The following is a 26,429-nucleotide window of genomic DNA, read 5'->3' as shown; positions in this document are numbered from 1 at the left end:
CCCCTTCGCATGTCCGCGCTCAGGCGTACGCCGCGATGTCCTTCACCACGGCGAAAGCCAGCCCGTACGCGCTCATGCCGCGCCCGTACGCCCCGAGGTGGACGCCCTGTTCGGCGGAACCGGCGAGCACCCAGCCGAACTCGGACTCCCGGTAGTGGAACGGCGTGGGCACGCCGTCCACGGGGAGGGACAGCGTCGTCCAGTCGGCCCCGTCGAGGTCGTCCGCGAGGACCCACGCGGTCTCCGTCTGCTGCTCCAGCCAGTCGTCCCGCAGCGAGTGGTCCATCTGGCCGGGCCAGGTGAAGGACAGCAGCCCCACACCGGCCAGCCAGGCCGCCGAGGACACCGAGGTGGCCTCCAGCAGACCCGTGCCGTCGGCACTGCGCCGGTCGGGGTTGGCCGCGACGGTCACGACGACCGCGAACTTCTCCTTGGCGTCCCGGTCGTCACCGGACACGTGCTCGTTGCGCACCGACGGTTCGTCGCCGTGCCCGATCGAGCCGTGCTCCACGGTTCCGTCGGCCGCCGCACCGACCTGCATCAGCCAGCGCCGCCCCGTGAAGGCCTCGTCGAGGCCGTACCACGGGAAGGGCGCACGCAGGTAGCCGTCGAGTGTCCGCCGGTCGGAGGGGACCCCTTGTCCATCCTCCGTGCCCGGCGTCTGCCCGACCGCCTGACTCGTCGTCTCCATGTGCCCGGACGCCTCCTCGCTCTCGTCGGTCCGGAACGGCCCGCCCCCCTTCGGGCGTACTCGTCCGGTCCGCACAACAACTCGGGCAGCATAGCCACACCACAGGCGGCAGCCGGGAAACCGCCCGGCGCGTGGGTCGCGCGGGCGTCGCCTTCAGGCCCTGCGCGCCCGGTCCGGAGTGTGAGACGCGTCACGTACGGCGCGCAGGGCGCCCGTGGTGCCGGATTCGGCTCAGGTGGCGTCCGCGTCGAAGGGCGGGCGTTCGTCGCGGGCCGGGGCCTCGGGCTTCTTGGACATGTCGACGCGGCCACCGGTGGAGCCGGACGAGGACGCCGAGCCGGACGGCGCCTCCGGCTCACGGCCGTGCACCGCGTCGGTGACCTCGGCCATCTCCTTCTTCAGGTCGAAGCCGTTGCGGATCTCCTTGAGCCCCAGCTCGTCGTTGTCCAGCTGCTTGCGGATGAACGTCTTGGGGTTGAGGTCCTCGAACTCGAAGTCCTTGAACTCGGGGCCCAGCTCCTGCCGGATGTCCTGCTTGGCGCTGTCCGAGAACTCCCGGATCTTCCGGATGGTGCGGGAGACGTCCTGGATGACCTTGGGGAGCTTGTCCGGACCGAACACGAGCACGGCGAGGACGACGAGTGTCACCAGCTCGAGTGCGCCTATGTCATTGAACACCTGAAGCTCCTTGGGATGTCCGGGCCGCCCCCACGGTACCCGCCGATCCCGTGCGACCGGTACCGTCCCGGGAGCCCCGAGTGGGTGTATGCGGGCGCTTTCCGAATTGTTTGCCTTCCTGGCCCCTTGTCGGGAGGTGCGAAGCGGTCAGCCCCCGTCGGAGGAGCCGAGTACGAGTGAGACGTGCGTCTCCTCGCCGTCGCGCTCCAGGGTCAGGTCCAGGCGGTCGCCGGGGCGGTGGGCGCGGGTCTTGACGATGAGCTCCTCGCCGGAGTGCACGCGTTTGCCGTCGACGGCGGTGATCACGTCCCCCGCCTTGATGCCGGCCTCGGCGCCGGGGCCGCCCGTGGTGACCGGGGGGCCGCCGTCGCTGCCCTTGGCCGCCACGCGGGCGCCGTCGCCGGCGTAGGCCATGTCGAGGGTGATGCCGATGACCGGGTGGGTGGCCTTGCCGGTGTTGATCAGCTCCTCGGCCACGCGCTTGCCCTGGTTGATGGGGATGGCGAAGCCCAGCCCTATCGAGCCGGACTGGCCGCCGTCGGACTCGGTGCCGCCGCCGTCGGCGGACCGGATGGCGGAGTTGATGCCGATGGCCCGGCCCTGGGCGTCCAGGAGGGGCCCGCCGGAGTTGCCGGGGTTGATCGGCGCGTCGGTCTGCAGGGCGTCGACGTACGACACGTCGCTGCCGTCGCCCTCCTCGCCGCCCGCCGTGATGGGCCGCTCCCTGGCGCTGATGATGCCGGAGGTGACGGTGCCCGCCAGGTCGAAGGGGGCGCCGATGGCGACGACGGGGTCGCCGACCCGCACGTTGTCGGAGTTGCCGAGGGGCATCGGGGTGAGGCCGCTGACGCCCTTGACCTTCACCACGGCGAGGTCGTATCCGCCGTCCCGGCCGACGACCGTGGCCTCGGCGGTGTCGCCGCTGTTGAAGGTGACGGTGATCTCGCCGCCGCTTCCGGCGGGCTCCACGACGTGGTTGTTGGTCAGGATGTGGCCGCGGTCGTCGAGGACGAAACCGGTGCCGGTACCCGCGGCGTCGCCGCCGCTCACGTGCAGGGTCACCACGCTGGGCAGGGCGCGGGCGGCGATCCCGGCCACGCTGTCCGGCGCCCGCTCGGCCGCCTCCTTCCCGGCCTGGGGCAGCTCCACGGTGCCGATGCCGCCGTTGCGCTCGAGGTAGGTGCCCAGGGCGCCGCCTATGCCGCCGGAGACCAGGGCGATGATCAGCGCCCCGCCGACGATCGCCTTCCTGGCTCGCCTGCGCCGCTGGTCCCGCGTGGGCACGGCCGCGCCGCTCTGCTGGAGGGAGGCGGCGGCCGAGGCTGCCCACGGGTCGTAACGCCGCCAGGGGTCGGCGTCCGTTCCGTCCTCTCCGGTCCCCGCTGCGGCCGGGGCGGCGACAGGGGCGGCGGCGAACGCCGGGTCGGGCGCCGCGCCCGGGAGCTGGGCCGAGGCCGGCACGGCAGGGGCAGGGGCAGGGGCAGGGGCGGGGGCGGCGGGCGCGACGGGAACGCCGGGCGCCGGCGGAGCGGGCGGCGGGGCGTCGGCGAACGCCGGGTCGGGCAGCGCGCCCGGGGGCGGTGCCGCGGGGACGTCGCCGGTGTGGGGCGCCGCCGCGACCGTGCCGTGCGCCGGCGTCGTCGCCGGGTGCTGCACCGGCGGTGCGGGGGCCCAGGGGCCCGGCTCGCCGTACGGCGGGGTGCTGTAGGGGTCGGGGTCGTGCAACGGCCTGGGGCGCTCGTCGACCGACGCGGCACCCGTGAGGTCACCGGCCGGTCCGGCGTCGCCGTCCGTGCCGGTGGGGAGAGCCGCGTCGGCGTCGGCGTCGGTGGCGACGGGCGGGACGGCGTCGGTCCGGTCGGCCTGCGCGGCGGGGTCGCCGTCCGTGTCCCTGCGGACGCCCGTACCGTCGCCGTCCGAGCCCGTACGGACACCCGTGCCGTCGTCGCCGAGCGTGCGCAAGCCCGTGTTCTCGGGGCCGGTCCGGCGTGGGTCGGCGTGCGGGGCCGTGACCGCGCGCGGGCTCGCGTCGGCGGGGATGCCCGCGTCCGCCTCGGCGCCGTCGACCGCGGCCGTCGGCCGGTCCAGCTCGTAGTCCCCCGTGCCGGCCGCGACGGGGGCCGGGCGGTCCAGCTCGAAGTCGCCGCCGTCGGCCGCCTCGTCACCCGTGGCGGTGGTCCGGGCCGCGCGAGGGCGTTGTAGCTCGAAGTCGCCGTCGGTCGTGTCGTCGGACGAGCGGGGACGGCTCCACCACTTCGCCTTCGTGGGCTTCCCCTCGTTCATGTCTCCCCCACAGCTGGCCGCAGATCGTCGGCTCCAAGGGCTCTGGCGCCGTCCCGGGATTCAATCAGGTTCACGGGCCGGTGCGCAGATCCCGGTCAGGGAGCCGGACGGTGGGAGGCCCCGGGGGTCGCCGCCGGGTAGGGGGTCGTGAGCGGGTCGGGGACGGGTGCGGCGAGCAGGCCGGGCGGCCTGACGTCGGATGCGGTCGCCCAGGAGGTCAGCGCGAGGGGCGGAACCGCTTCGAGCGGACGTATCAGCGGCGACACGGCGGCGGCACCGGCCGTCACCGGAGTGGTCAGCGCGTGAACGACCTGCTCCCGTGGGCCGGCTCCCGCGGGGGCCGGCAGTCCGGGCAGCAGCGGCGCGGACGCCTCGGTGGGGGCGACGGGGGTCTCGCCGAGCGCCCGCTGTCCCTGGGACTGGCCGAGCAGCGGCGTGCCCGAGCGGCGGCGCTGGCTCTCCGAGGTGGTGGCCGTGCCGGCGCCCTGGGTGCGCGCCGGCGTCACATTGCTGCCGTTGCCGGAGCCGCGCGCCTCCGTGGTGGTGTCCGGCGTGCCGACGGTGACGCCGCCCAGCGCGATCGCGGCCAGCGACACCGCTCCGGCGGCGGCGAACGCGAACCGCAGGCCGCGCGAGGACGACCGCTCGGCCTCGTGCCTGCTCACGTCGTGGATGCGGAAGCCGCGCCCCGGCGAGGGCGGCGCCAGCACGGAGGAGTGCGGCCGGGCGGGAACGTAGCCGAACTCGAACCGCTCGCCCCGCTTCGTTCCGAAGGCCCCGTCGAGGCCACCGGAGAAGCCCGAGCCGTTCAGCGGGGAGCCGCCACCGTCCACGTCGCCTCCACCCGGCAGCCCCTGGAGGCGGGCCAGGAAGCTCTCGGACGGGGCCGGCGGTGCGGCCTCGGCGAAGACGTTCTTCAACCGGCGCTGCGCGTCGACCTCCGCCTTGCACTTCGGGCAGGTGGCCACGTGTGCGAGGACGCGCTCACGCGCGTCATGACCGAGCTCCCCGTCCACCAGGGCGGAGAGTCGGTCTCCCAGATGCTGTTCCGCGAGGTGTCCCTCGGATTCAGGCCGTGACCCACTCACGCGCTCGTGCCCCCTCCCCCCAGTGCGGGAACACGGGCCGCGAACGAGCGACGCTCGGCGCGGGCCTCGGGAGAGCGGTGCGCGAGTGCCTTGCGCAGCTGGGACCGGCCGCGGTGGATCCGGGAGCGGACCGTGCCGAGCTTGACGCCGAGGGTCGCGGCGATCTCCTCGTACGACAGCCCCTCGATGTCGCACAGGACGACGGCCGCGCGGAACTCGGGCGCGAGGGTGTCCAGGGCCTGCTGGACGTCCGCGTCGAAGTGGGCGTCGTGGAAGACCTGCTGCGGGGTGGGCTCCTTGCTGGGCAGCCGCTCGGCCGCGTCGTCGCCGAGCGCGTCGAAGCGGATGCGCTGCTTGCGGCGGACCATGTCCAGGAAGAGATTGGTGGTGATCCGGTGCAGCCAGCCCTCGAAGGTGCCCGGCGTGTAGGTCGACAAGGACCTGAAGACGCGGACGAAGACCTCCTGGGTGAGGTCCTCGGCGTCGTGCTGGTTGCCGGTGAGGCGGTAGGCGAGGCGGTAGACCCGGCCGCTGTGGGTGCTGACGATCTCCTCCCAGGTGGGCGGAGTCCACGCCTGCCCGTCCGCGTCGCTGGAGAAGGTCGCGGTCTGGGTGTGTCCCGTGCCGGGACGGTCGGCGTGGCTGTGGTCAGCAGCGGTGTCGTTCACGGATTTCGGCCTGCCTGCCGATCCGAGGAAGCGCCGCAGCACTCCACCCCGATCCGCGGGCGCGGCCGCACCTCCCCTGTCGGCTCTGGTGGTGTCCAGTGGAGCCCCTACCATAGCCACCTCGCCCGTTAGCTCCGGATAAGCGGTTTTACGAGAATTTGATCTGGGCTGACACGGCTCGTACGGCTGCGTCAGCACTTGCTCGGCACTCCGGCCCACTTCGCTGCCCCCGTCGCATCCGGCCGTCCAGTCGTCCCTCATCGCTCTCCCCTTAAACGACCGGTCCCATCTGCGGGTTCCCGACGCCAACGGATACAGTCACGCCGAGGCAACAACGGGGACAGGAGAGGGTCATTACCGGCAACCGGCAGACGAGCTGGGCGTTCGCCGACGCCTATGTCGCCGAGGACGACGCGCTGCTCTGGGCCCGCGACCGGGCCCGTGAGTCGGGCCTGCGCTCGGTGACCCCGGGCACCGGCTCCGCGCTGGGGTTGCTCGCCGCCGCCGTGGACGCGAAGGCGGTCGCGGAGATCGGCACCGGCTGCGGCGTTTCCGGTATCCATCTGCTGCACGGAATGCGGCCGGACGGCGTACTGACCACGGTCGACCCGGAACCGGAGCACCAGCAGTTCGCCCGCCAGGCCTTCCGCGCCGCGGGCTTCGCCAGCAACCGGGCCCGGTTCATCCCGGGCCGCGCCCTGGACGTCCTGCCCCGGCTCGCGGACGCCGGCTACGACCTCGTCTTCTGCGACGGCGACCGGCTGGAGTACCTCGACTACCTCGCTGAATCGTTGCGGCTTCTGCGCCCCGGAGGCCTCGTCGCCTTCGAAGGCGTCTTCGGCACCGGCCGGACGATCGACTCCGGACCGCAGCCCACCGAGGTGCTGCGGCTGCGGGAACTGCTGCGCGCGGTCCGGGAGAGTCAGGAACTGGTGCCGTCACTGCTGCCGGTGGGCGACGGCCTGCTGTGCGCCGTGAAAAGGTGAATCAACCGCCCGTACGGCCCATGGAAACGGCGCGCGGAAAACACGGGACGGCGCACGGCGAAAGCGGAAAACAGTCGCCCCGGCACCGCGTGCGGCACCGGGGCGACTGAACGGGTATGGTCGCTCGCGCGTCAGCCGACGACCTGCTTGAGGGCGTCGCCGAGCGCGTCGGCCTCATCGGGGGTCAGCTCGACGACGAGCCGCCCGCCGCCTTCGAGCGGAACGCGCATGACGATGCCCCGCCCCTCCTTGGTCACCTCGAGCGGGCCATCGCCCGTCCGCGGCTTCATGGCCGCCATGCTCGTTCCCCTTCCTGATACCAGCTCACCGTCACCGCCGACGGCCCGTGAGGGCACGCGCAATCCGGCCCGGACGCGCGACACCGGCATCGAACACATTGCTTCCCAGCCATTATCCCGCATCCCACGACCCGATGACCAACATCGGTCGGCATCGCTTGGGCAACGCACGCGAGCAAAACCACTCAATTCGGCGATGTGACTGCGATACTGCGCGCCCTCGCCCACTTCCGCCGAATGGATACGGACCGGAAACCTTTGACGCAGGTCACATCCGCGGAGCGATCCACTTCCGGTGATCTCCGTCATGCTGAGTGCCGGACACACACGTACGACCACGACCGTCCACGACGCGGAGGGGAACCCATGGCCGACACCGTGCTCTACGAGGTGAGCGACGGACTCGCGACGATCACGCTGAACCGCCCCGAGGCGATGAACGCGCTGAACATCGAGACCAAGGTCGCGCTCCGGGACGCGGTGCGTTCCGCGGCGGCCGACGAGGCCGTACGGGCGGTGCTGCTGACCGCGGCCGGGGACCGGGCGTTCTGCGTCGGGCAGGACCTCAAGGAGCACATCGGGCTGCTGGCCGCCGACCGGGAGACGGGCTCGGGCGAGACCATGAGCACGGTGCGCGAGCACTACAACCCGATCGTGCGGGCGCTGGCGGACGCGCGGAAGCCGGTGGTCGCCGCCGTGAACGGCGTGGCGGCCGGGGCGGGCTTCGGATTCGCGCTCGCGGCGGACTACCGGATCGTCGCGGACACGGCGGCGTTCAACACGTCCTTCGCCGGTGTCGCGCTCACGGCCGACTCGGGGATCTCCTGGACGCTGCCGCGCGTGGTCGGCCCCGGGCGCGCCACCGACCTGCTGCTCTTCCCGCGCAGCATCAAGGCGCAGGAGGCGTACGAGCTGGGCATCGCCAACCGGGTCGTGCCCGCCGCCGACCTGCGCGCCGAGGCGGAGAAGGTGGCGCGGGCACTGGCCGAGGGGCCGACCGTCGCCTACGCGGCGCTCAAGGAGTCGGTGGCGTTCGGACTGACCCACTCGCTGGACGAGACCCTGGAGAAGGAGGACGAGCTGCAGTCCCGGGCCGGGTCCTCCGAGGACCACGCGACCGCGGTGCGGGCCTTCGTCAACAAGGAGACGCCGAACTACTCGGGCCGCTGAGCCCCCGACCGGCGTCCCGTCGGCGGCCGCGGATCCGTCGTGGCCGCTCGCGCCGTCCCTGCGCCTCTACGGGGCGCTCCTGGCCACGCACGCTTCCAGGTGGTCGTCGACCAGGCCGCACGCCTGCATCAGCGCGTACGCCGTCGTCGGGCCGACGAAGCGCAGGCCCCGCCTCTTCAGGGCCTTGGACAGCGCCGTGGACTCGGGAGTGACCGCCGGGACGTCGGCGAGGGTCCTGGGGACCGGGCGTCCGGCGGGGTCCGGGGCGTGGGACCAGATCAGCTCGTCCAGCTCGCCGGGGGCCCAGTCGGCCAGGACGCGCGCGTTGGCGAGGGTCGCGTCGATCTTGGCGCGGTTGCGGATGATGCCGGCGTCGGCGAGCAGGCGGTCGCGGTCCTCGTCGGTGAAGGCCGCCACCTCGGCGATCTCGAAGCCGGCGAAGGCGGCGCGGAAGCCGGCGCGGCGGCGCAGGATGGTGATCCAGGACAGGCCGGACTGGAAAGCCTCCAGGCTGAGCCGTTCGTACAGGGCGTCGTCGCCGTGGACCGGGCGGCCCCACTCCTCGTCGTGGTACGCCACGTAGTCCGTGGTGGACAGGGCCCAGGGGCAGCGCGGCGCCCCGTCGGGCCCGGCGATCGCCTCCCCGGCGCTCACCGCTCCTCCTCGCCCGGCTTCTCCATGGAGACGTGCTGGTGGGCGACGGCGGCCCGGGCGCCGGCCAGCGCGGACTCCAGGTCGGCGATGCGGGCGTCGCGCTCGGCCAGCTCGGCACCGAGACGGCCGAGGGCGTCGTCGACGTCCGCCATGCGGTAGCCGCGGGCGACGAGCGGGAAGCGGAGCCGCTCCACGTCCGCGCGGCCGACCGGGCGGTCCGGGGGCAGGGAGTCCCGCAGCCGCTCGGGCGCGGCGTCGGGCAGCGGCCCGCTGTCGCCGCCGCTCACCACGGCGAGTGTCACCGCGGCGACCACGACGGCCAGCGCGACGACGAGGAACAGGAACATGACCATCGCTGGGCCCCCATGGTCGGGTCGTTGGATCGAGTCCGGGTCCGGGTCCGGGTCCTGGTCGGACTCGAAGCCGGAGTCGGTTGTGCCGGGTCCGATCGTGCCATGCGAGTCTGACAGTCGGGGCCGCAGGCGGTCGAAGTCCGGGCGTCCGGCTCGATCCGCCGCGCCCGGTTCAGCGGACGTGAGAAGGATGTGGACGAGGAGATGTCACAGGGGATGCTCAGACTGGGCAGGCGTGAATTCGCGGCGCACGAGCCGGTGATCATGGCGATCGTGAACCGGACCCCGGATTCCTTCTACGACCAGGGGGCGACCTTCCACGACGAGCCCGCCCTCGCGCGCGTGGAGCAGGCGGTGGCCGACGGCGCCGCGATCATCGACATCGGCGGGGTGAAGGCCGGACCGGGCGACGAGGTGTCGGCCGAGGAGGAGGCGCGGCGGACGGTCGGGTTCGTCGCGGAGGTGCGGCGGCGGTTCCCGGACGTCGTGATCAGCGTGGACACCTGGCGGCACGAGGTCGGCGAGGCCGTGTGCGAGGCCGGGGCGGACCTGCTGAACGACGCGTGGGGCGGAGTCGATCCGAAGCTCGCGGAGGTCGCGGCGCGGTACGGGGTGGGCCTGGTGTGCACGCACGCCGGCGGCGCCGAGCCGCGGACGCGGCCGCACCGGGTGACGTACGACGACGTCATGGCCGACATCCTGAAGGTGACGGTGGGGCTGGCCGAGCGCGCGGTGGCGCTCGGGGTGCCGCGGGAGTCGGTGCTGATCGACCCCGGGCACGACTTCGGGAAGAACACGCGGCACAGCCTGGAGGCGACGCGGCGGCTCGGGGAGATGGTGGAGACCGGCTGGCCGGTGCTGGTGTCCCTGTCCAACAAGGATTTCGTCGGGGAGACGCTGGACCGGCCCGTCAAGGAGCGGGTGCTCGGGACGCTGGCGACGACGGCGGTTTCGGCGTGGCTGGGGGCCCAGGTGTACCGGGTGCACGAGGTGGCGGAGACCCGGCAGGTGCTGGACATGGTGGCGACGATCGCGGGGCACCGGGAGCCGGCGGTGGCCCGGCGGGGGCTGGCGTAGGCGGCGACACCCCCTACGCCGGTCCCCGTGCGGCCGCTCCGTGGGCCCGCGAAGGCGTCAGCGCCCCGCCTCCTTGGAGACCAGGGCCACCGCCTCGTCCACGTCGTCCGTGACGTGGAAGAGGAGGAGGTCCTTCTCCGCGGCCTTGCCCTGGGCGACCAGGGTGTTGCGCAGCCAGTCGACCAGCCCGCCCCAGTACTCGGAGCCGAAGAGGACGATGGGGAAGCGGGTGACCTTCTGGGTCTGGACCAGGGTGAGCGCCTCGAAGAGTTCGTCGAGGGTGCCGAGCCCGCCGGGCAGGACCACGAAGCCCTGCGCGTACTTGACGAACATCATCTTGCGGACGAAGAAGTACCGGAAGTTCAGGCCGATGTCGACGTACGGGTTGAGCCCCTGCTCGAACGGCAGCTCGATGCCGAGGCCGACCGAGGTGCCCTTCGCCTCCAGGGCACCCTTGTTCGCCGCCTCCATGGCGCCGGGTCCGCCGCCGGTGATGACCGCGAAGCCCGCCTCCACCAGGCCGCGGCCCAGCCGCACGCCGGCGTCGTACTCCGGCGAGTCCACGGGCGTGCGGGCGGAGCCGAAGACGCTGATCGCGGGCGGGAGTTCCGCGAGGGTGCCGAAGCCCTCGATGAACTCCGACTGGATGCGCAGGACCCGCCACGGGTCGGTGTGGACCCAGTCGGTCGGAGCGCGCTCGTCCAGCAGGCGCTGGTCCGTGGTGCTCTTCTGGACCTGACCCCGCCGCCGGAGGACAGGGCCCAGGCGCTGCTCCTCCGGTGGCCGCTTCTTGCCCTCGGGGTTGCCGGTAGCCATGCGCGCTCCCTCCAGTTGCAGGTTCTTCCACCTCAGCGTAGATCTACGCGGGTTACGTACGAGGGACCTCAGCATGTCCGCCACGCAGCGGGCTAAACCCTTGGGTGAACCCGCTGTGGATCACGCCGTCAGCCAGGACCGCAGGCGCTCCTCCCCCGCGAGGATCTTCGCCGTCTCCACCCGTTCGTCACGCTTGTGCGCCAAGTGGGGGTTGCCCGGGCCGTAGTTGACGGCCGGAACGCCGAGCGCCGAGAAGCGGGACACGTCCGTCCAGCCGTACTTGGGCTGCGGGGTGCCGCCCACCGCCTCGATGAAGGCGGCCGCGGCCGGGTGGGACAGGCCGGGCAGGGCGGCGCCGCTGTGGTCGTCGACCACGAACTCGGTCACCCCGCAGTCCGCGAAGACCTCGCGCACGTGGGCGAGGGCGTCGTCGGGGCTGCGGTCGGGGGCGTAGCGGAAGTTGACGGTGACGACGCACTCGTCGGGGATGACGTTGCCCGCGACCCCGCCCGTGATGCCGACCGCGTTCAGGCCCTCGCGGTACTCCAGGCCGTCGATCACCGGGTAGCGCGGCTCGTAGGCCGCCAGACGGGCGAGGATCGGCGCGGCGGCGTGGATGGCGTTGGAGCCCATCCAGGAGCGCGCCGAGTGCGCCCGCTCGCCCATGGTCTTCAGCAGCACCCGCAGCGTGCCCTGGCAGCCGCCCTCCACCTGGCCGTCGGACGGTTCGAGGAGCACCGCGAAGTCGCCCTCCAGCCACTCGGGGTGCGCCTCGGCGACGTGCTTCAGGCCGTTCAGCTCGGCGGCGACCTCCTCGTTGTCGTAGAAGACGAAGGTCAGGTCCCGGTTGGGCGCCGGGACGGTGGCGGCGATGCGGAGCTGCACCGCGACGCCCGCCTTCATGTCGCAGGTGCCGCAGCCCCACAGGACGCCGTCCTCGTCCAGCCGGGACGGTACGTTGTCGGCGATCGGGACGGTGTCGATGTGGCCGGCCAGGATCACGCGCTCCGCCCGTCCCAGGTCGGTGCGGGCCACCACGTTGTTGCCGTACCGCTCGACCGACAGGTGCGGCAGGGCGCGCAGGGCGCTCTCGATCGCGTCCGCCAAGGGCTCCTCGGTGCCGCTCTCGGAGGGAAAGTCGACGAGCCGCGCGGTGAGCTCCGCGGCGTCCAGCGTGAGGTCAAGCGGGGTATCGGCCATGGCCCCGACCCTAACGCTCCTGCCCTTCCGGGCATTGCCCGTACCCGGCGTACTCCACTGGCTACCCTCCAGTACCTTGTACGCGTGCTTCAGCCGTCACCCACCCGCAAACGCCGTGGCCGCCTTCTCCGTTCGGGGGCGGCCTCCATGGTCCTGCTCGCGGTCGCCGGTTACCTCGCGGTGAAGTACGTCACCGCGGACGCCCCGGGCTGCAAGGTGGTCTCCGCCGAGGACGGCGGGGCGACTTACGAGTTCACGCCGGAGCAGGCGGTGAACGCGGCGACGATCACCGCCGTGGGCACCGCGCGCGACCTGCCGGAGCGCGCGGTGACCATCGCGCTGGCGACCGCGTTGCAGGAGTCGACCCTGCGCAACATCGACCACGGCGACCGCGACTCCCTCGGCCTGTTCCAGCAGCGTCCCTCGCAGGGCTGGGGCTCGCCGGAGGAGATCATGGACCCGGCGTACTCGGCGGGCATGTTCTACGACCACCTGGTCGAGGTGCCCGACTACACGCGCCTCCCCCTGACCGTCGCCGCCCAGCGCGTGCAGCGCAGCGGCTTCCCGGACGCGTACGCCAAGCACGAACCGGACGCCGCGCTCCTGGCCGCCGCGCTGACCGGGCGGTCCGCGGCGACGCTGACCTGCGAGGGCCGCCCCGGCGCCACCCGGGCCGGCGGGCCCGACGCCGTCCGTGCGGCGCTCGTACGGGACTTCGGGCGCGATGTGCTCCGGCCGGCCGGCGCGGAGGCGGGAAGCGACGTCGGCGCCCCGAAGCCGACGCCCTCACCGGCCGGCAGCGGCTCCGGCGGGCGGACCGTGACGCTGCCGGTCGCCACCGGCGCCGGCTCGGGCACGGAGGCGAGCCCGGAACGACGCGGCTGGCAGTTGGCGCACTGGGCGGTGGCCAACGCCTCCTCGCTGCGCATCGAGCGGGTCTCCTACGCGGGCCGGCAGTGGACCGCGGGGAACACCGACAGCAAGTGGTATCCGACGGGCGAGGGCGGCGCGCGGGGCGCTGAGCGGGCCGCGGGGGCGGTCCGGATCACCACCGCGCGGTAGCTGCTCCGGCCCGCGGGCCACGGCACTCATCCGTCCGATCCATCACCCCTGGGGGTTACCCGGGGCGGCGTCGTGTCGACGCGGGGCCTGGGATTTCCTCATCTCGCCGCCGAAACCGCTGGAACCCAGGGAAATCAAGGGATGTAAGGATTCGGCAGACTTCCGACCGACTCCCTTTTGCCCGTTTTTATGGGCACCCGATAATGCGACGCATTGCCAATTCTTTACGTTGTGCGTCCGCAACCTTCGTGGCCTTCGAGCGGTAGTCACTGCGTCCGAGCCCGGTCGATCACTCGCCGGGCACGGTCGGATTCCTCATCGTTGACTTCCGTCGAAGGAGCATCATGTCCCTCCCCCTGACCCGCCGGATCGCCCGTGCCGCGCTGCTCGTCGCTGCGGGAGCGGCCGCCGGGGTCGGTGCGGCCGGCTCCGCCAGCGCGGCTCCCGAACTGCCCGCCGCCCCGAACCTCGGCGGACTGACCGCGCTGGACGGGGCGAACGTCGGCAACACCGTCGACGCCGCGGCCCAGAACGTCACCAAGACCGCGGGCGACACCGGCAGCAAGGCCGTCAAGAAGACGGTGCCGGCCGCGGGCAAGACCGGCGGCTCGCTCGTCAAGAAGACCACGCCGGTGGCGCAGAAGGCCGCGGGCGACGCGGCGGGCTCCGCCGGGGAGGTCGTCGGCGACACGGCGAAGACGGCCACCGGGAGCGGGCTGCCGACGGACGCGCTGGGCAAGGGCGGTCTGCCGGTGCAGGGCCTGCCGGTCGGCTAGTACCGGGCTGGTACGGCGCCGGGGCCCAGGGTCGCTTCCCTGGGCCCCGGCGTTCTGCGTGCCAGCGTCGGCGCAGTGGGCGTTGTCGGCCGGCGCCCGGCGTCGGTGGCTGTGCCCACCCTCCCCCATTGCCTGAAGGGCATGGGAGGTGCCCCCATCGCCCTGCGGAGCGACTGCCCACGGCCAAGCCAGGGCGTCAGGCCGTCAGTCTGGTCACCGCCGCGTGTACGCGTTCGTCCGTGGCCGTGAAGGCGACTCGGACGAAGTGGGCGCCCGCCGGCCCGTAGAAGTCGCCGGGGGCGACCAGGATGCCGCGTTCGGCGAGGTGGGCCACCGTGTCCCAGCAGGACTCGTCGCGGGTGGCCCAGAGGTAGAGGCTGGCCTCGCTGTGCTCGATGCGGAAGCCGTGGCCGAGGAGCGCCTCGCGCAGGGCCGTGCGGCGGGCCGCGTAGCGCTCGCGCTGGACGCGGACGTGCTCGTCGTCGCCGAGGGCCGCCACCACGGCCGCCTGCGTCGGCGCGGACGTCATCATGCCGCCGTGCTTGCGGATCTCCAGGAGGGGCCCCAGGACGGCCGGGTCGCCCGCCAGGAAGGCCGCGCGGTAGCCGGCGAGGTTGGAGCGCTTGGAGAGCGAGTGGACGGCGACCAGGCCGTCGTACGAGCCGCCGTTGACGTCCGGGTGCAGGACGGAGACCGGGTCGGCCTCCCAGCCCAGCTCGAGGTAGCACTCGTCGGAGACGACGAGGACGCCGTGCTCGCGGGCCCAGGCCACGATCCGGGTCAGGTCGGCCTCGGACAGCACCTTGCCGGTCGGGTTCGACGGGGAGTTGAGCCACAGCAGCTTCAGCCCCGCCGGGTCCAGCTCGGTCGGGTCGTCGTACGCCTCGTACTCGGCGCGGGCCAGCCGCGCGCCGACCTCGTACGTCGGGTAGGCCAGGCGAGGGAACGCGACCCTGTCGCCGGGGCCGAGGCCCAGCTGGGTCGGGAGCCAGGCGACGAGTTCCTTGGAGCCGACGATGGGCAGGACGTGGCGGTGGGTGACGTCGCGGGCGCCCAGGCGACGCTCGACCCAGCCGGTGATCGCGTCGCGCAGTGCCGGGGTGCCCCAGACGGTCGGGTAGCCCGGGGAGTCCGCCGCGTCGACCAGGGCCTTCTGGATCAGCTCGGGGACCGGGTCGACCGGCGTGCCGACGGAGAGGTCGACGATGCCGTCCGGGTGCGCGGCGGCCGTCTTCTTGTAGGGCTCCAGCTTGTCCCAGGGGAAGGTGGGCAAGCGGTCGGAGACTGCGGACACGGTTACTGGCTCACTTTCGTCGGTACACGTCGGCACGCGCCGCCAAGGCGAACGCCTCGGCCCCGTGCGGCGCCGATCGGGTGACCGGGCCGTACGGGACCGAGGCGGCGCGGGTGCTTACGCCTGCGGCGGCAGCGCGGCGACGAAGGGGTGGTCGCGCTCGATCAGCCCCAGCTTGCTGGCGCCGCCGGGCGAGCCGAGCTCGTCGAAGAACTCGACGTTCGCCTTGTAGTAGTCCTTCCACTCCTCCGGAGTGTCGTCCTCGTAGAAGATCGCCTCGACCGGGCAGACCGGCTCACAGGCACCGCAGTCGACGCATTCGTCCGGGTGGATGTACAAGGACCGCTGGCCCTCGTAGATGCAGTCGACCGGGCACTCCTCGATGCACGCCTTGTCCTTGACGTCGACACAAGGCTGCGCGATGACGTAGGTCACGCTGTCGTTCCTCCTCGATACGGGCGCTGGCGGGCCACCTCAGGCTCCGCCGCCTGGCGCGCGGGAGCGCGGCGTCGTCGATGCCCACCCCTAGTATCTCCGTTCTTGGGCATGATCCGAACAGGAGGGGTGCACCGACCCGTGGAAATCTCTGCCGCAGGCCGTCTCGAAGTCCGCATCACCGCTGCTGACGTGGGCAAAAGAGTCTCCGTAAGGCGCTTGAACGACGCCGGGGGCGCAGCGGAGAAGTTCACCGACACGGTCGGCGTTCTCACATCATGGGACAACGGTGTGCTGGTGATCACACGGAAGAGTGGCGAGAGCGTCCGCATACCCGAATCCTCGCTGGTCGCCGGCAAGATCGTGCCGTCCGCCCCGGCGCGTCGCCGGGGCCCCGCCGCCTCCTACGAGGAGCTGGCGCGCGTCGCCTCCCGGGCCTGGCGTCCGGTGGAGAGCGAGTGGCTCGGCGAGTGGGAGCTGCGGGCGTCGGGCGGATTCACACGGCGGGCCAACTCCGTGCTGCCCCTCGGCGATCCGGGCCTGCCCCTCGACGAGGCGCTGACGGCCGTACGCCGCTGGTACGGCGACCGCGGCCTGCCCGCGTACGTCCAGACCGCCACCGGCGCCGAGGGCACGCAGGAGCTGCTGTGCGCGGAGCTGGAGCGGCGGGGCTGGGTGCGGGAGGTGACGGCCGAGCTGTGGACCGGCGGACTCGCTCCGGTCGCCGATCGGGCGGAGGGCACCGGCGTCGTCCTGTCCCGGGATGCGGACGAGGCGTGGCTGGCGCGGTACCAGCGCAAGGGCGTGAGCGACGTGGCCCTTCGGGTGCTGGGCTCCGGGCCGTCGGTGTGGTTCGCCACGGTGCCCGGTGAGGGCGCACCGGCCGCCATCGGGCGGTGTGTCGTGGACGGACGGTGGGCCTCCTTCGCGGCCGTCGAGGTCGATCCCGCGATGCGGCGCCGAGGGCTCGCCACGACCGTGCTGGCCGCGCTGGCCCGGCGCGCGCTCGACGAGGGAGCGTCGGCGGCGTGGCTCCAGGTCGAGGCCGACAACGCGGCGGCGCGGGCGCTGTACGGCGGGATGGGCTTCGCGGCGCATCACGCGTACCACCACTACCGGGAGCCGACCGACGCCGGTACGGGCCGGTAGCCGATCGCCGTGGAAGGGCACGAACCAGTCATGCGTCACCCTCAGTCCCCGCACCCGCCGTCCCCGGAACGCTCCGCCGAGGTGCGGCGGCGGTTCGCCGAAGAGGCGCGGTCCGAGCGGCCCGACCTGTCGACGCTGTGCCTGCTGGTGGGCGCGGAGGCGGACGGGACACTGGACGACGCGGGTCTGGACGCCGCTCAGGTGGAGCTGGACCGGCTGGCCGGGGAGCTGCCGTTCCGGCCGGGTTCGCCGCGGGCCTGGGCCCGGGCGCTGCGGGACCTGCTGGGCGAGCGGTACGGGTTCCACGGGGTCGCCGCGGACTACCAGCGGCTGGAGTCCTCGCTCCTGCACGAGGTGGTGCGGCGCCGGCGCGGGCTGCCGATCATGCTGTCGGTGGTGTGGCTGGAGGTGGCCAGGCGGGCGGGGGCGCCGGTGTACGGGGTCGCGCTGCCGGGGCACTTCGTGGTCGGGTTCGGTTCGGAGCTCGGTCCGGAGTTCGGGGCGGACGAGGAGCGGGTGCTCGCCGATCCGTTCGACGGGGGCCGGGTGCTGGAGGGGAACGACGCAGAGGTGCTGGTGGCCGGGGCCACGGGGGCGGCGTTGCGGCCGTCGATGCTGGCGCCCGCGGCGCCGTTGGACGTGGTGGCACGGGTCCTGAACAACATCCGGGCGTGGGCGGCGGGCCGTCCGGAGCAGTCGGCGGTCGGGCTGTGGGCGATCGAGCTGGCGTTGCTGTTGCCGGCGCATCCGGCGCGGCTGCGGTACGAGCGGGCGCGGTTGCTGGTTCAGCGGGGGGAGTTCCTGGCCGGGGCCGGGGAGTTGGAGGCGTACGCGGAGGTGGTGGGGGCCGTGGACGAAGCGGTCGCGGAGGAGATCCGGCGGGAGGCCCGGGTGGCTCGCGCCATGCTCAACTGAGATCTGCGAGCGCGTACCCGGCCCGCACGGCCGTGGAGTGCCGTACGGCCCTCGTACGACGGTAGGGGCGCCCGGCGAGTGCCGGGCGCCCCTACCGGGGTGTGGCGTCGTCAGCTGGGGTCGGTCTCGATGACCGCCAACCGGTCGGTCTTGCTCATGAGGGCCTGGCGCAGGGCGCCGTAGACGTCCTGGGGGGTGACGGGCGTCTTCTCACCGTTGGCCCGGGTGATGAGCACGCCGTCGAACGCCCCGCCGTAGAGGTCCTCGAGGGCCTTCAGGTCGGGCTTGTCGACCAGCTTGCCGTTGACGGCCGTGACCCGCAGGAACTTCCACAGCGACTTCTCCGGACTCATCGGGACGGAGTGCGCGGGGTCCGTCTGCACGGTCACCTTGGCCGACATCGCCGGCTCGGCGAACTCCTTCATCATCCGGTCGACCTCGGCCTTGGAGACCGTGGGCTGCTGGGTGGTCGTCGGCACGTTCACCGGGGTGGCGGTACCCGTCTCCACCTGGGCGCGGTACGCCTCCCGCACGGCCTCGGTGGACTTGGCGACGTCGATGCCCTTGCCCGGCTTGCCGTACACGGGCACGGCCTTGCCGGACTCGAACTCGATGGTCCCCTCGGTCACCGAGCCCGCGCCGCCGGCCGCGTCCTCCAGGGCGGCGTGCAGCTTCTCCTCGTCGACGGGCATGACCGGATCGACGACCCGCTCCTGGCCGAAGAGCGAGCCGATCACGGAGACCGGGTTGTAGTCGCTGGTCGCCGCGTTGCTGGCCGTGGCCTGCGTGTCGAGCTGGAGCCCCGCCTGGTCCGGCTTCAGGGAGACGGTCTCGCCGCCCACCGTGAGCTTGAGCGGCTTGCTCGCGCGGGCGGCGAGGACGTCGTCCAGCTTCTCGACGGCGTCGTCGCGCGTGCTGCCACCGATGTCGACGCCCAGCACGGTGGTGCCCTTGGGGACGTCGGAGCGGTTCATGAGGAGGCCCGCGCCGTAGGTGACACCGGCGACGACGACCAGGCCGCCGACGAGCAGCGGAAGCTTGCCGCGCCCCTTCTTCTTGGCGGGCTTGGCGGAGCTCGCCGGAGGCGTGGAGACCGGCTCGGGCAGCTTCGGGGGCGTGTGCGGCAGCGGTCCGTCGGCCGGCCCGCCCTGGAACGGCGTGTTCCGGTCGGCGGCCGGTACGACGGGGATGCCGCTGGTGACGGTGTTGCCGGAGACGTTGTCCGGGTTGCCGTAGCCGGGGGTGCCGGGCTCGGGGGCGGGCTTCTGCGGGGTGAGGATCGCGGTGTCGTCACTGAGCCCGCCGCCGGGACCGAGCCGGGCGGCGTCGGGACCGGCGCCGGGGCCCTGCGGCCGGCCCGGGCCGCCGGGTCGGCCGGGAGCGCCGGGGCCGTTGGGGCCGCCCGGACCACCGGGGCCACCGGAAGCGCCCGGTCCGGCCGGACCGCCCGGACCACCGGGGGCCCCGGGGCCGCGCAGGCCGTCGCCCGCGGGGCCGCGCTGCCCGCCGGGCGCGCCGGGCCCCTCGGGCATCCCCGGCGCGCCGATGCCTCCGGCCGACGGCGACGCCAGCGCGCTGTCCCCGGTGACCGGGCCGCCCGTCGGACCCGCGGGGCCCCGGGCCGCGCCGTACGGTGACTGCCCGTTCGGGCCGTGCTGCCCGTCACGGGGGCCGGGGGCCCGGTTGCCCTGCCCGTCCCCCGAGAAGTACGGGAGGTCGTCGTGGCGCGGCTCGCCGGCGTCGTCCCTGCCCGCAGGTGTCCCGTCGCCGTTGCCGAGGGGCCCCGCCGCCAGTGCCTCGGTGACGTCGAAGGAGCCGGTGCCGCCGCCGTGGCCGGGCGCCACGGGACCGCCGGTCGCACCGGAGCGACCGGCGCCCTTGGCGGACCCGGGCCGGGAGCCGCCCGGAGCGTTCATGGAGCCGACGACACCACCGGGACGGCCACTCCCGCCGCCCGGTCGCGCGCCCGCACCCGTGGCACCGGCGCCCGAGCCCGCGGGACCCGCCCCGGGCGCGCCCGGCGCACCGGCCGCCGCTCCGGAACCACCGGACGGACCGGCACCGTTGGTGGAGCCACCACCCTGAGCGCCCTTGCCCGGACCGGACTTGCGCGGCGCGAACCAGTCGCTGGCCGGCTTGTCCTCGGCCGGCCGGGCGTGCTGCGCGGGCTCGGCGGGAGTCTCCGCGACGCCCGGGGCCGGCGGGGCGGCGCTCGGCTCGGACCGGTCGGCCGTCTCCGCTTCACCGGCGCCCTCGGCGTCCGCGACGGGCTTGCGCATGACGACCGGCGGGATGGGCCGCGACCCGGGGATGTTGATCCGGATACGGGTCGTCAGCGTCGTCTCGGTCTTGCGCTCCTCCGGCCGCGTGGCCGAACGGCCCGCTTCCGCACCGGCGTCGGAAGCCGTGGGTGTCCCGTAGGGCGGGGTGCCCGACGGGTAGGCGGCTCCGCCGCGCCCGTGGGGCCCGGAGGACGGACTGTCAGTTTCACGACTCAAGGCAGGTTCTCCCGGTTGGCTCCGCCGCCCGTCACACCTTCAAAGCGGGCGGCTCGGCGGCGCGCACCACCATACTGGCCACTTCTCGCGCGTATCCCGTGACCGCTGGGGAAACCCACACCGGACGCGCACGCCGGTGTCACGGCGAAGCGGTACGTCACTTGCGAAGTCGGACGGCGTCGCCGTCCGGTTGCCGCACCGGTGCGAGGGTGGCGCACATCACAGCAATGGCGATCCCGCCGAGCAGGAAGAGATAGGAGCCGTTGCCGGCGGCGAAGAGGAAGTCGCCCTCCGGCCGGCTGGTGGTGAGCAGGACCACGGCGAGTGCCCAGCCGGCGGCTGGCGCGACGGCCCCGCCCCGGCGTCCCACGGCCCGGCCCGCCCCGAGACAGAGGCCCGCCTCGGCGGCCAGCGCGAGCAGCAGGCCGCCCGGGAACCACGCCGGCTGCACCAGCGCCCCCGCCACGCCGACCACGGCGCCGAGCACGAAGAGCCCGAGGTAGAGGGCCGCCCGCCCCGGGGACGGCGGGCGCAGCGGCTGGGCCAGGGCGGAGTTCGTCGGCTCGGTGCGCCCGCTCACGACGCCTCCTCGATCCCGTTGCCGATTCCGGCGAACAGGTCGTTCTCGCGCCCGTGTTCCCCGTCACCGGGGCCCCGCTCGCCACGCACCAGTTCGTAGTACTCGGTGGTGAAGAGGGGCTGGGCCAGCTCGTTGGACAGGACGAAGCAGGACCCGTCCACGGTGATCTGGGTGGCGTGCGCCCGCATCGCGGCCGCCTTGGCGGCCTGCGCGAAGCCCTCGCCGCGGATCTCGGTGGTGATCCGCTCGTCGTCGACGACGCCCGGTACGTCCTCGATGCCGGCCGCCTTCTCGAAGGGCAGGCCGGGCAGCGCCTCGCGCAGCCGGGCGAAGGCTTCCTCGGCCACGGTGCGCGGCACGCGGTTCCAGTAGACCTTGTCGACCGGGCACCCGGTCTCGGCCGCCAGCTCCACCGCCCGCATGGCGATGCGGTGGGCCTGGATGTGGTCGGGGTGGCCGTATCCGCCGTCCGGGTCGTAGGTGACGAGGACCTGGGGGCGCACCTCGCGGATCACCTCGACGAGGAGCCCGGCGGCCCGGTCGACGTCGGCCTGCCACAGGCAGCCGGGGTCGTCGTTGTCGGGCAGGCCCATCATCCCGGAGTCGGCGAACCGGCCCGGCCCGCCGAGCAGCCGGAAGTCGTCCACGCCGAGCGCGCGCATGGCGGCGGCCAGCTCCTCCCGGCGGTGTCCGCCGAGGGCGGCTCCGGTCAGGTGCGCGAGCTCGGGCGGGATGACCTCGCCCCGCTCACCGAGGGTGCAGGTCACCAGCGTCACGTGGGCGCCTTCGGCCGCGTACCTGGCCATGGTGACGCCGCTGTTGATCGACTCGTCGTCCGGGTGCGCGTGCACCAGCAGCAGACGCCGGGCGGGCATGTCCGTCATGGGACCACCCTATGAGGCCGCGTGCTCGTCCTCGTAACGCGGGAGACCGTCCGTGGGACCGCCCGCTCCGCGACGGTAGCTTCCTCACCGTGGAGGACCGCGCGGACGGGGATGGTGAGCAGTGCGCGGCGCACGCGCCCCGGCCGACCGTCAGAAGCTGATGCTCCCGATCATCCCCGCGATGTTCGTCGTCAGCTCACTGATCGTGGGCGCGACGGTCGACGAGGCCAGGTAGAAGCCCAGCAGCATGCAGACGACCGCATGCCCCGCCTTCAGACCTGACTTCTTGACCAGCAGGAAGACGATGATCGCCAGCAGCACAACCGCCGAAATCGAGAGTGCCACGGCGGCTCACCTCCAATAAGCCCAGGGACATGGGGGGGTCGGACGCAGTCGAACCTTGGGACAGATAAATCCACGCAGCGGGCACCTGGTTGATACCCACTGTGCGCTAGTGATCATAACTATCCGTGCGCGCGCATCTCTCGGCGCACGGCCGCACAAGGGGGCGCATGGCCAATATGGTCAAGGCATGACGACCGAGTCCGAGTCCTTCCCCAAACGGCACGCCCGCACCCAGCGGTTCACGCTCGGCGCGCCGCGTTCCTTCACCGTGGCGCCCGGTGGTTCACGGGTCGCCTTCCTGCGCTCAGGTTCCGGCACGGACCGGGCCAACGCCCTGTGGATCCTCGACGTCGAGGAGGGCGGGGAGCGCGTCGCAGCCGACCCGCGCGCCCTCCTGGGCGGTGCCGAGGAGCATCTGTCGCCCGAGGAGCGGGCCCGGCGCGAGCGCAGCCGCGAGGGCGGCGCCGGCATCGTCGGCTACGCCACCGACTCGGCCCTCGAGCTGGCCTCGTTCGCGCTGTCGGGGCGGCTCTTCACGGCCGAGCTGCAGGCCGGGACCGCACGCGAACTGCCCGTCCCCGGACCGGTGATCGACCCGCGCCCCTCCCCCGACGGACGGCACATCGCCTACGTCGCCCAGGGCGCCCTGCGGGTCGTCGGCGCCGAGGGGGACGGCGACCGGGCGCTGGCCGAGGCGGACGGGGAGGGCGTCACGTACGGGCTCGCCGAGTTCATCGCCGCCGAGGAGATGGGCCGCAGCCGGGGCTTCTGGTGGGGTCCGGACTCGGACCGGCTGCTGGTGGCGCGCGTGGACGACACGCCGGTCCGGCGCTGGTGGATCTCCGACCCGGCGCACCCCGACCGTGCTCCGCACCAGGTGCCGTATCCGGCGGCGGGCACCGCCAACGCGGACGTACGGCTGTTCGTGGTCGGGCTGGACGGGGGGCGCACGGAGGTCCTGTGGGACCGGGCGCGGTATCCGTATCTGGCGCGAGTGCACTGGTCAGCGGCGGGAGCGCCGCTCCTTCTCGTGCAGTCGCGCGACCAGCGCAGTCAGTTGTTCCTCGCCGTGGACGTGGAGTCCGGGACGACCCGGATGGTGCACGCCGACGAAGATCCAATTTGGCTGGAACTCTTCCCCGGCGTCCCCTGCTGGAGCCCCTCCGGGCAGCTCGTACGCATCGCCGACGAGGGTGGGGCGCGGGTCCTCGCGGTCGGCGAACGGCCGCTCACCGGAGCCCAGTTGCACGTGCGGGCCGTGCTCGACGTCTCCGACGACGACGTGCTGGTCTCCGCTTCGGCGGGCGAGGAGGCGGCCGATCCGGAGACGGGTGAAGTGCACGTCTACCGAGTGAACGAACTCGGCGTGGAGCGTGTCTCGCAGGAGCCCGGCGTGCACTCGGCGGTACGCGCCGGGGGCGTGACCGTTCTGGTCTCGGCGACGCTCGACCGGCCGGGGGCCCGGGCACAGGTCCTGCGGGACGGGAAGGCGACGGCGACCGTGGCGTCCTACGCCGAAGACCCCGGTTTGTCCCCGCGCGTGACGCTCACCCAAGGGGGCGCACGCCGTGTCCCGTGCGCCGTGCTTATGCCAAGGGACTACCACGGTGACACCCCCCTCCCCGTCCTCGTGGACCCGTACGGTGGCCCGCACGGCCAGCGCGTGGCGGCCGCGCACAACGCCCACCTGACCTCGCAGTGGTTCGCCGACCAGGGGTTCGCGGTGATCGTCGCCGACGGCCGCGGCACCCCGGGGCGCTCCCCCGCCTGGGAGAAGGCCATCAAGGACGACGTCGCGGCCGTCGTGCTCCAGGACCAGGTGGACGCCCTGCACGCCCTCGCCGCCGACTTCCCGCTCGACCTGGACCGCGTCGCCATCCGCGGCTGGTCCTTCGGCGGCTACCTGGCGGCGCTCGCCGCCCTGCGCCGGCCGGACGTCTTCCACGCCGCCGTCGTGGGCGCCCCGGTCACCGACCTGCGGCTCTACGACACCCACTACCAGGAGCGCTACGTCGGCCACCCGGACGAACAGCCGGAGGTCTACCGCCGCAATTCGGTGATCGACGACGCGGGCCTGGTGGACGCCGCCGAACCGCACCGGCCCATGATGGTCATCCACGGACTGGTGGACGACAACGTGGTGGTCGCCCACTCCCTGCGCCTGTCCTCGGCCCTGCTGGCCGCGGGCCGCCCGCACGAGGTGCTTCCGCTGTCCGGGGTCACGCACATGACACCGCAGGAGTCGGTCGCCGAGAACCTGCTGCTGCTCCAGGTGGACTTCCTCAGGCGGTCGCTCGCCCGACGCCGCCCGTAGCCGCCGACCGCTTTAACACGCGGGCAACTTCACCGACGCGGTACCGATATACGGACGCGTGAAGCTGATCGACGTACGGCCGTGCGGGTGCCGTGAGCGGGCCGGGGAGCGCCATGTCACCCCGGCCCGCTGCCCTGTCCGCCCTCCTCCGGGCTGTCCTCCCGGTGCGCTCCGTGCGGGCCGCTCGCGCCGTGCGCGCTGTCGCCGGGCTCCTCCGGCGGCACGACCTGCTTCTCCTCCGCGAAGTGGCACGCCGAGTCGTGGGCCGCGGGCCCGGGGACACCCCGGAACTCGGCGGGCACCGCCAGCGCCGGCACCTCCAGGGCGCAGCGCTCCCGCGCCTTCCAGCAGCGGGTGCGGAAACGGCAGCCGGAGGGGATGTCGGTCGGGGACGGCACGTCACCGGCGAGGATGATCCGCTCGCGGTGCTCCCGGGCCTCCGGGTCGGGCACGGGCACGGCGGACAGCAGCGCCTGGGTGTAGGGGTGGGTCGGGTGGTCGTAGATCTCGGCGTCGCGGCCGGTCTCCACGATGCGGCCGAGGTACATCACGCCGACCCGGTCGGAGATGTGCCGGACGATCGACAGGTCGTGGGCGATGAAGATGTAGGACAGGTCGAACTCGTCCTGGAGGCGGCCCATCAGGTTGATCACCTGGGCCTGGACGGACACGTCCAGCGCCGACACCGGCTCGTCGGCGACGATGATCTCCGGGCGCAGGGCCAGTCCCCGCGCGATGCCGATCCGCTGGCGCTGGCCGCCGGAGAACTGGTGGGGATAGCGGTTGATGTACTCCGGGTTGAGGCCGACCACGTCCAGCAGGTGCTGGACCCGAGCGCGCCGGTCGCCCTTCGGGGCGACCTCCGGGTGGATGTCGTACGCCTCCCCGATGATGTCGCCGACCGTCATGCGGGGGTTGAGGGAGGTGTAGGGGTCCTGGAAGACCATCTGGATGTTGCGGCGTACGGCCTTCAGGGCCTTGCCGGACAGCCGGGTGATGTCCTCGCCCTTGTAGCGGATCTCGCCGACCGTCGGCTTCTCCAGGTTGACCAGCATCTTGGCGACCGTGGACTTGCCGCAGCCGGACTCGCCGACGATGCCCAGGGTCTCGCCGCGGGCCAGTTCGAAGTCGACGCCGTCGACGGCCTTCACCGAGCCGACCTGCTTCTTGAAGAGGATGCCGGAGGTCAGCGGGTAGTGCTTGACCAGCCCCCTGACCTGAAGGATCGGCTCAGCCATGCAGGCACTCCCTCCAGAAGTGGCAGGCGCTGCCCCGCTCCGCGTCGGACTCCGTCACCTCGTACAGGGGCGGTACGTCGGTGCGGCAGACGTCCTGGGCCATCGGGCAGCGCGGGTGGAAGGCGCAGCCGGGCGGGATGCGGGTGAGGTTGGGCGGCAGGCCCTTGATGGCGTACAGCTCCTGGCCCTTCTGGTCCAGGCGCGGGATCGACTCCAGCAGGCCGCGGGTGTAGGGGTGGGCGGGCGCCTTGTAGATGTCGTGGACGGGTGCGGTCTCGACGATCCGGCCCGCGTACATCACCGCGATCTTGTCGGCGACGTCCGCGACCACGCCGAGGTCGTGGGTGATGAGGATCAGGCCCATGTGCAGCTCGCGCTGGAGTTCCGCGAGGAGGTCCATGACCTGCGCCTGGACGGTGACGTCGAGGGCGGTGGTGGGCTCGTCGGCGATGATCAGCTTCGGCTCCAGGGCCATCGCCATGGCGATCATGATGCGCTGGCGCATGCCGCCGGAGAACTGGTGCGGGTACTGCTTCACCCGCTCCTTCGCGGCGGGGATGCGGACCCGGTCCATCAGCTCCACGGCCTTGGCGCGGGCGTCCTTGCGGGACATCCCCCGGTGCACGGTGAACATCTCGCCGAGCTGGTCGCCGACGGTGAGGACCGGGTTCAGCGACGACAGCGCGTCCTGGAAGATCATCGCCATCTCCGCGCCGCGGACCTTCCGGCGTTCCTCCTCCTTCAACTTCAGCAGGTCCCGCCCCTCGAAGAGGACCTCTCCGGCAGTGATCCGGCCGGGCGGCATGTCGAGGATGCCCATGACCGTCTGGGCGGTGACGGACTTGCCGGAACCGGACTCGCCGAGGACGGCCAGCGTCTCGCCCGCGTCCACGCCGTAGCTGACGCCGTTGACGGCCTTGGCGACGCCGTCCCGGGTGTGGAACTCCACGTGCAGGTCGCGCACTTCGAGCAGCAT

General features: G+C 73.1%; 26 protein-coding genes. 8 read left to right on the top strand and 18 right to left on the bottom strand.

The genetic code is table 11. The features are described from left to right. Positions 1-19: 19 nt before the first annotated feature. From ACLIN4_RS23135 to sigE, 5 genes are all read right to left on the bottom strand, one after another. Positions 20-691 (bottom strand): hypothetical protein, encoded by a 672-nt coding sequence (locus ACLIN4_RS23135; protein WP_179342651.1) that lies wholly within the window; start codon positions 689-691, stop codon positions 20-22. A gap of 231 nt (positions 692-922) precedes the next feature. Next, positions 923-1,369, bottom strand: coding sequence for a sec-independent translocase (locus ACLIN4_RS23130; RefSeq protein ID WP_100049312.1), 447 nt, complete (start codon positions 1,367-1,369; stop codon positions 923-925). Between the two features lie 147 nt (positions 1,370-1,516). After that, positions 1,517-3,652: a S1C family serine protease gene (locus tag ACLIN4_RS23125; RefSeq protein ID WP_411576166.1), complete on the bottom strand. Its 2,136-nt coding sequence runs from the start codon at positions 3,650-3,652 to the stop codon at positions 1,517-1,519. A gap of 95 nt (positions 3,653-3,747) precedes the next feature. Continuing rightward, positions 3,748-4,740: a zf-HC2 domain-containing protein gene (locus tag ACLIN4_RS23120; RefSeq protein WP_289904126.1), complete on the bottom strand. Its 993-nt coding sequence runs from the start codon at positions 4,738-4,740 to the stop codon at positions 3,748-3,750. Further along, the gene (gene sigE, locus ACLIN4_RS23115; protein WP_100049354.1) at positions 4,737-5,408 is read right to left on the bottom strand and encodes an RNA polymerase sigma factor SigE; all 672 of its coding nucleotides are present in this window, start codon (positions 5,406-5,408) and stop codon (positions 4,737-4,739) included. The genes ACLIN4_RS23120 and sigE overlap by 4 nt, the downstream gene beginning before the upstream one ends. Before the next feature lie 287 nt (positions 5,409-5,695). Between sigE and ACLIN4_RS23110 the strand changes: the two genes are divergently transcribed. Continuing rightward, the gene (locus ACLIN4_RS23110; RefSeq protein ID WP_411576776.1) at positions 5,696-6,394 is read left to right on the top strand and encodes an O-methyltransferase; all 699 of its coding nucleotides are present in this window, start codon (positions 5,696-5,698) and stop codon (positions 6,392-6,394) included. 131 nt (positions 6,395-6,525) lie between these two features. Here the strand turns inward: ACLIN4_RS23110 and ACLIN4_RS23105 are convergent, their stop codons facing one another. Next, positions 6,526-6,693, bottom strand: a complete 168-nt coding sequence (locus ACLIN4_RS23105; protein ID WP_018105485.1) for a DUF3117 domain-containing protein — start codon at positions 6,691-6,693, stop codon at positions 6,526-6,528. Between the two features lie 366 nt (positions 6,694-7,059). Here ACLIN4_RS23105 and ACLIN4_RS23100 point away from each other — a divergent pair, with 366 nt between their 5' ends. Then, positions 7,060-7,863 carry an enoyl-CoA hydratase/isomerase family protein gene (locus ACLIN4_RS23100; RefSeq protein WP_107479449.1) on the top strand — a complete coding sequence of 268 codons (804 nt, stop codon included), beginning with the start codon at positions 7,060-7,062 and terminating at the stop codon, positions 7,861-7,863. A 66-nt stretch (positions 7,864-7,929) separates the two neighbouring features. On the opposite strand, the gene ACLIN4_RS23095 is transcribed toward ACLIN4_RS23100, so the two are convergent. Together ACLIN4_RS23095 and ACLIN4_RS23090 are read right to left on the bottom strand one after the other, a co-directional pair. After that, entirely contained in the window at positions 7,930-8,517 is a 588-nt protein-coding gene (locus ACLIN4_RS23095; RefSeq protein ID WP_107479450.1) for a DNA-3-methyladenine glycosylase I, read from the bottom strand. Then, complete coding sequence (locus ACLIN4_RS23090; protein WP_100049357.1) at positions 8,514-8,870, bottom strand: DivIVA domain-containing protein; 357 nt, start codon at positions 8,868-8,870, stop codon at positions 8,514-8,516. The genes ACLIN4_RS23095 and ACLIN4_RS23090 overlap by 4 nt, the downstream gene beginning before the upstream one ends. 216 nt (positions 8,871-9,086) lie before the next feature. Here ACLIN4_RS23090 and folP point away from each other — a divergent pair, with 216 nt between their 5' ends. Further along, positions 9,087-9,947, top strand: coding sequence for a dihydropteroate synthase (folP, locus tag ACLIN4_RS23085; protein ID WP_043383270.1), 861 nt, complete (start codon positions 9,087-9,089; stop codon positions 9,945-9,947). A 57-nt stretch (positions 9,948-10,004) separates the two neighbouring features. Here the strand turns inward: folP and ACLIN4_RS23080 are convergent, their stop codons facing one another. Both ACLIN4_RS23080 and dapE read right to left on the bottom strand, forming a co-directional pair. Then, entirely contained in the window at positions 10,005-10,763 is a 759-nt protein-coding gene (locus tag ACLIN4_RS23080; RefSeq protein WP_100049358.1) for a TIGR00730 family Rossman fold protein, read from the bottom strand. 120 nt (positions 10,764-10,883) lie between these two features. After that, positions 10,884-11,963, bottom strand: coding sequence for a succinyl-diaminopimelate desuccinylase (gene dapE / locus ACLIN4_RS23075; protein WP_411576165.1), 1,080 nt, complete (start codon positions 11,961-11,963; stop codon positions 10,884-10,886). 147 nt (positions 11,964-12,110) lie between these two features. Between dapE and ACLIN4_RS23070 the strand changes: the two genes are divergently transcribed. Together ACLIN4_RS23070 and ACLIN4_RS23065 are read left to right on the top strand one after the other, a co-directional pair. Continuing rightward, a complete protein-coding gene (locus ACLIN4_RS23070) occupies positions 12,111-13,025 on the top strand; it encodes a heavy metal transporter (protein WP_307653549.1) in 915 nt (304 codons plus the stop codon). Positions 13,026-13,369: 344 nt separating this feature from the next. Then, positions 13,370-13,801, top strand: a complete 432-nt coding sequence (locus tag ACLIN4_RS23065) for an ATP-binding protein (protein ID WP_289904157.1) — start codon at positions 13,370-13,372, stop codon at positions 13,799-13,801. A gap of 196 nt (positions 13,802-13,997) precedes the next feature. On the opposite strand, the gene ACLIN4_RS23060 is transcribed toward ACLIN4_RS23065, so the two are convergent. Both ACLIN4_RS23060 and fdxA read right to left on the bottom strand, forming a co-directional pair. After that, positions 13,998-15,095, bottom strand: a complete 1,098-nt coding sequence (locus ACLIN4_RS23060) for a bifunctional succinyldiaminopimelate transaminase/glutamate-prephenate aminotransferase (protein WP_290014957.1) — start codon at positions 15,093-15,095, stop codon at positions 13,998-14,000. 117 nt (positions 15,096-15,212) lie between these two features. Continuing rightward, positions 15,213-15,530, bottom strand: coding sequence for a ferredoxin (gene fdxA / locus ACLIN4_RS23055; protein WP_005480604.1), 318 nt, complete (start codon positions 15,528-15,530; stop codon positions 15,213-15,215). Positions 15,531-15,671: 141 nt separating this feature from the next. Here fdxA and ACLIN4_RS23050 point away from each other — a divergent pair, with 141 nt between their 5' ends. Continuing rightward, positions 15,672-16,679: a GNAT family N-acetyltransferase gene (locus ACLIN4_RS23050; RefSeq protein WP_289904179.1), complete on the top strand. Its 1,008-nt coding sequence runs from the start codon at positions 15,672-15,674 to the stop codon at positions 16,677-16,679. A gap of 30 nt (positions 16,680-16,709) precedes the next feature. Further along, the gene (locus tag ACLIN4_RS23045; protein ID WP_269955368.1) at positions 16,710-17,594 is read left to right on the top strand and encodes a transglutaminase-like domain-containing protein; all 885 of its coding nucleotides are present in this window, start codon (positions 16,710-16,712) and stop codon (positions 17,592-17,594) included. A 110-nt stretch (positions 17,595-17,704) separates the two neighbouring features. Here ACLIN4_RS23045 and ACLIN4_RS23040 read toward each other — a convergent pair whose 3' ends face one another. From ACLIN4_RS23040 to ACLIN4_RS23025, 4 genes are all read right to left on the bottom strand, one after another. Then, the gene (locus tag ACLIN4_RS23040; RefSeq protein WP_289904183.1) at positions 17,705-20,092 is read right to left on the bottom strand and encodes a hypothetical protein; all 2,388 of its coding nucleotides are present in this window, start codon (positions 20,090-20,092) and stop codon (positions 17,705-17,707) included. Between the two features lie 157 nt (positions 20,093-20,249). Further along, positions 20,250-20,672 carry a DUF6113 family protein gene (locus ACLIN4_RS23035; RefSeq protein WP_107476884.1) on the bottom strand — a complete coding sequence of 141 codons (423 nt, stop codon included), beginning with the start codon at positions 20,670-20,672 and terminating at the stop codon, positions 20,250-20,252. Further along, positions 20,669-21,556 carry an N-acetyl-1-D-myo-inositol-2-amino-2-deoxy-alpha-D-glucopyranoside deacetylase gene (gene mshB, locus ACLIN4_RS23030; RefSeq protein WP_411576164.1) on the bottom strand — a complete coding sequence of 296 codons (888 nt, stop codon included), beginning with the start codon at positions 21,554-21,556 and terminating at the stop codon, positions 20,669-20,671. Before mshB ends, ACLIN4_RS23035 begins: the two co-directional genes overlap by 4 nt. A gap of 150 nt (positions 21,557-21,706) precedes the next feature. Continuing rightward, a complete protein-coding gene (locus ACLIN4_RS23025; protein WP_043380305.1) occupies positions 21,707-21,901 on the bottom strand; it encodes a hypothetical protein in 195 nt (64 codons plus the stop codon). Positions 21,902-22,088: 187 nt separating this feature from the next. Between ACLIN4_RS23025 and ACLIN4_RS23020 the strand changes: the two genes are divergently transcribed. Beyond that, entirely contained in the window at positions 22,089-24,215 is a 2,127-nt protein-coding gene (locus tag ACLIN4_RS23020; protein WP_411576163.1) for a prolyl oligopeptidase family serine peptidase, read from the top strand. A 116-nt stretch (positions 24,216-24,331) separates the two neighbouring features. Here ACLIN4_RS23020 and ACLIN4_RS23015 read toward each other — a convergent pair whose 3' ends face one another. Both ACLIN4_RS23015 and ACLIN4_RS23010 read right to left on the bottom strand, forming a co-directional pair. Then, positions 24,332-25,453: an ABC transporter ATP-binding protein gene (locus ACLIN4_RS23015; RefSeq protein ID WP_411576162.1), complete on the bottom strand. Its 1,122-nt coding sequence runs from the start codon at positions 25,451-25,453 to the stop codon at positions 24,332-24,334. Continuing rightward, on the bottom strand, positions 25,446-26,429 hold the full coding sequence (locus ACLIN4_RS23010) for an ABC transporter ATP-binding protein (RefSeq protein WP_100046217.1): 984 nt from the start codon (positions 26,427-26,429) through the stop codon (positions 25,446-25,448). Before ACLIN4_RS23010 ends, ACLIN4_RS23015 begins: the two co-directional genes overlap by 8 nt.

Source organism: Streptomyces mutabilis (assembly GCF_046628145.1).
Taxonomy (GTDB): domain Bacteria; phylum Actinomycetota; class Actinomycetes; order Streptomycetales; family Streptomycetaceae; genus Streptomyces; species Streptomyces mutabilis.
This window is presented reverse-complemented; position numbering and strand designations above follow the sequence as displayed.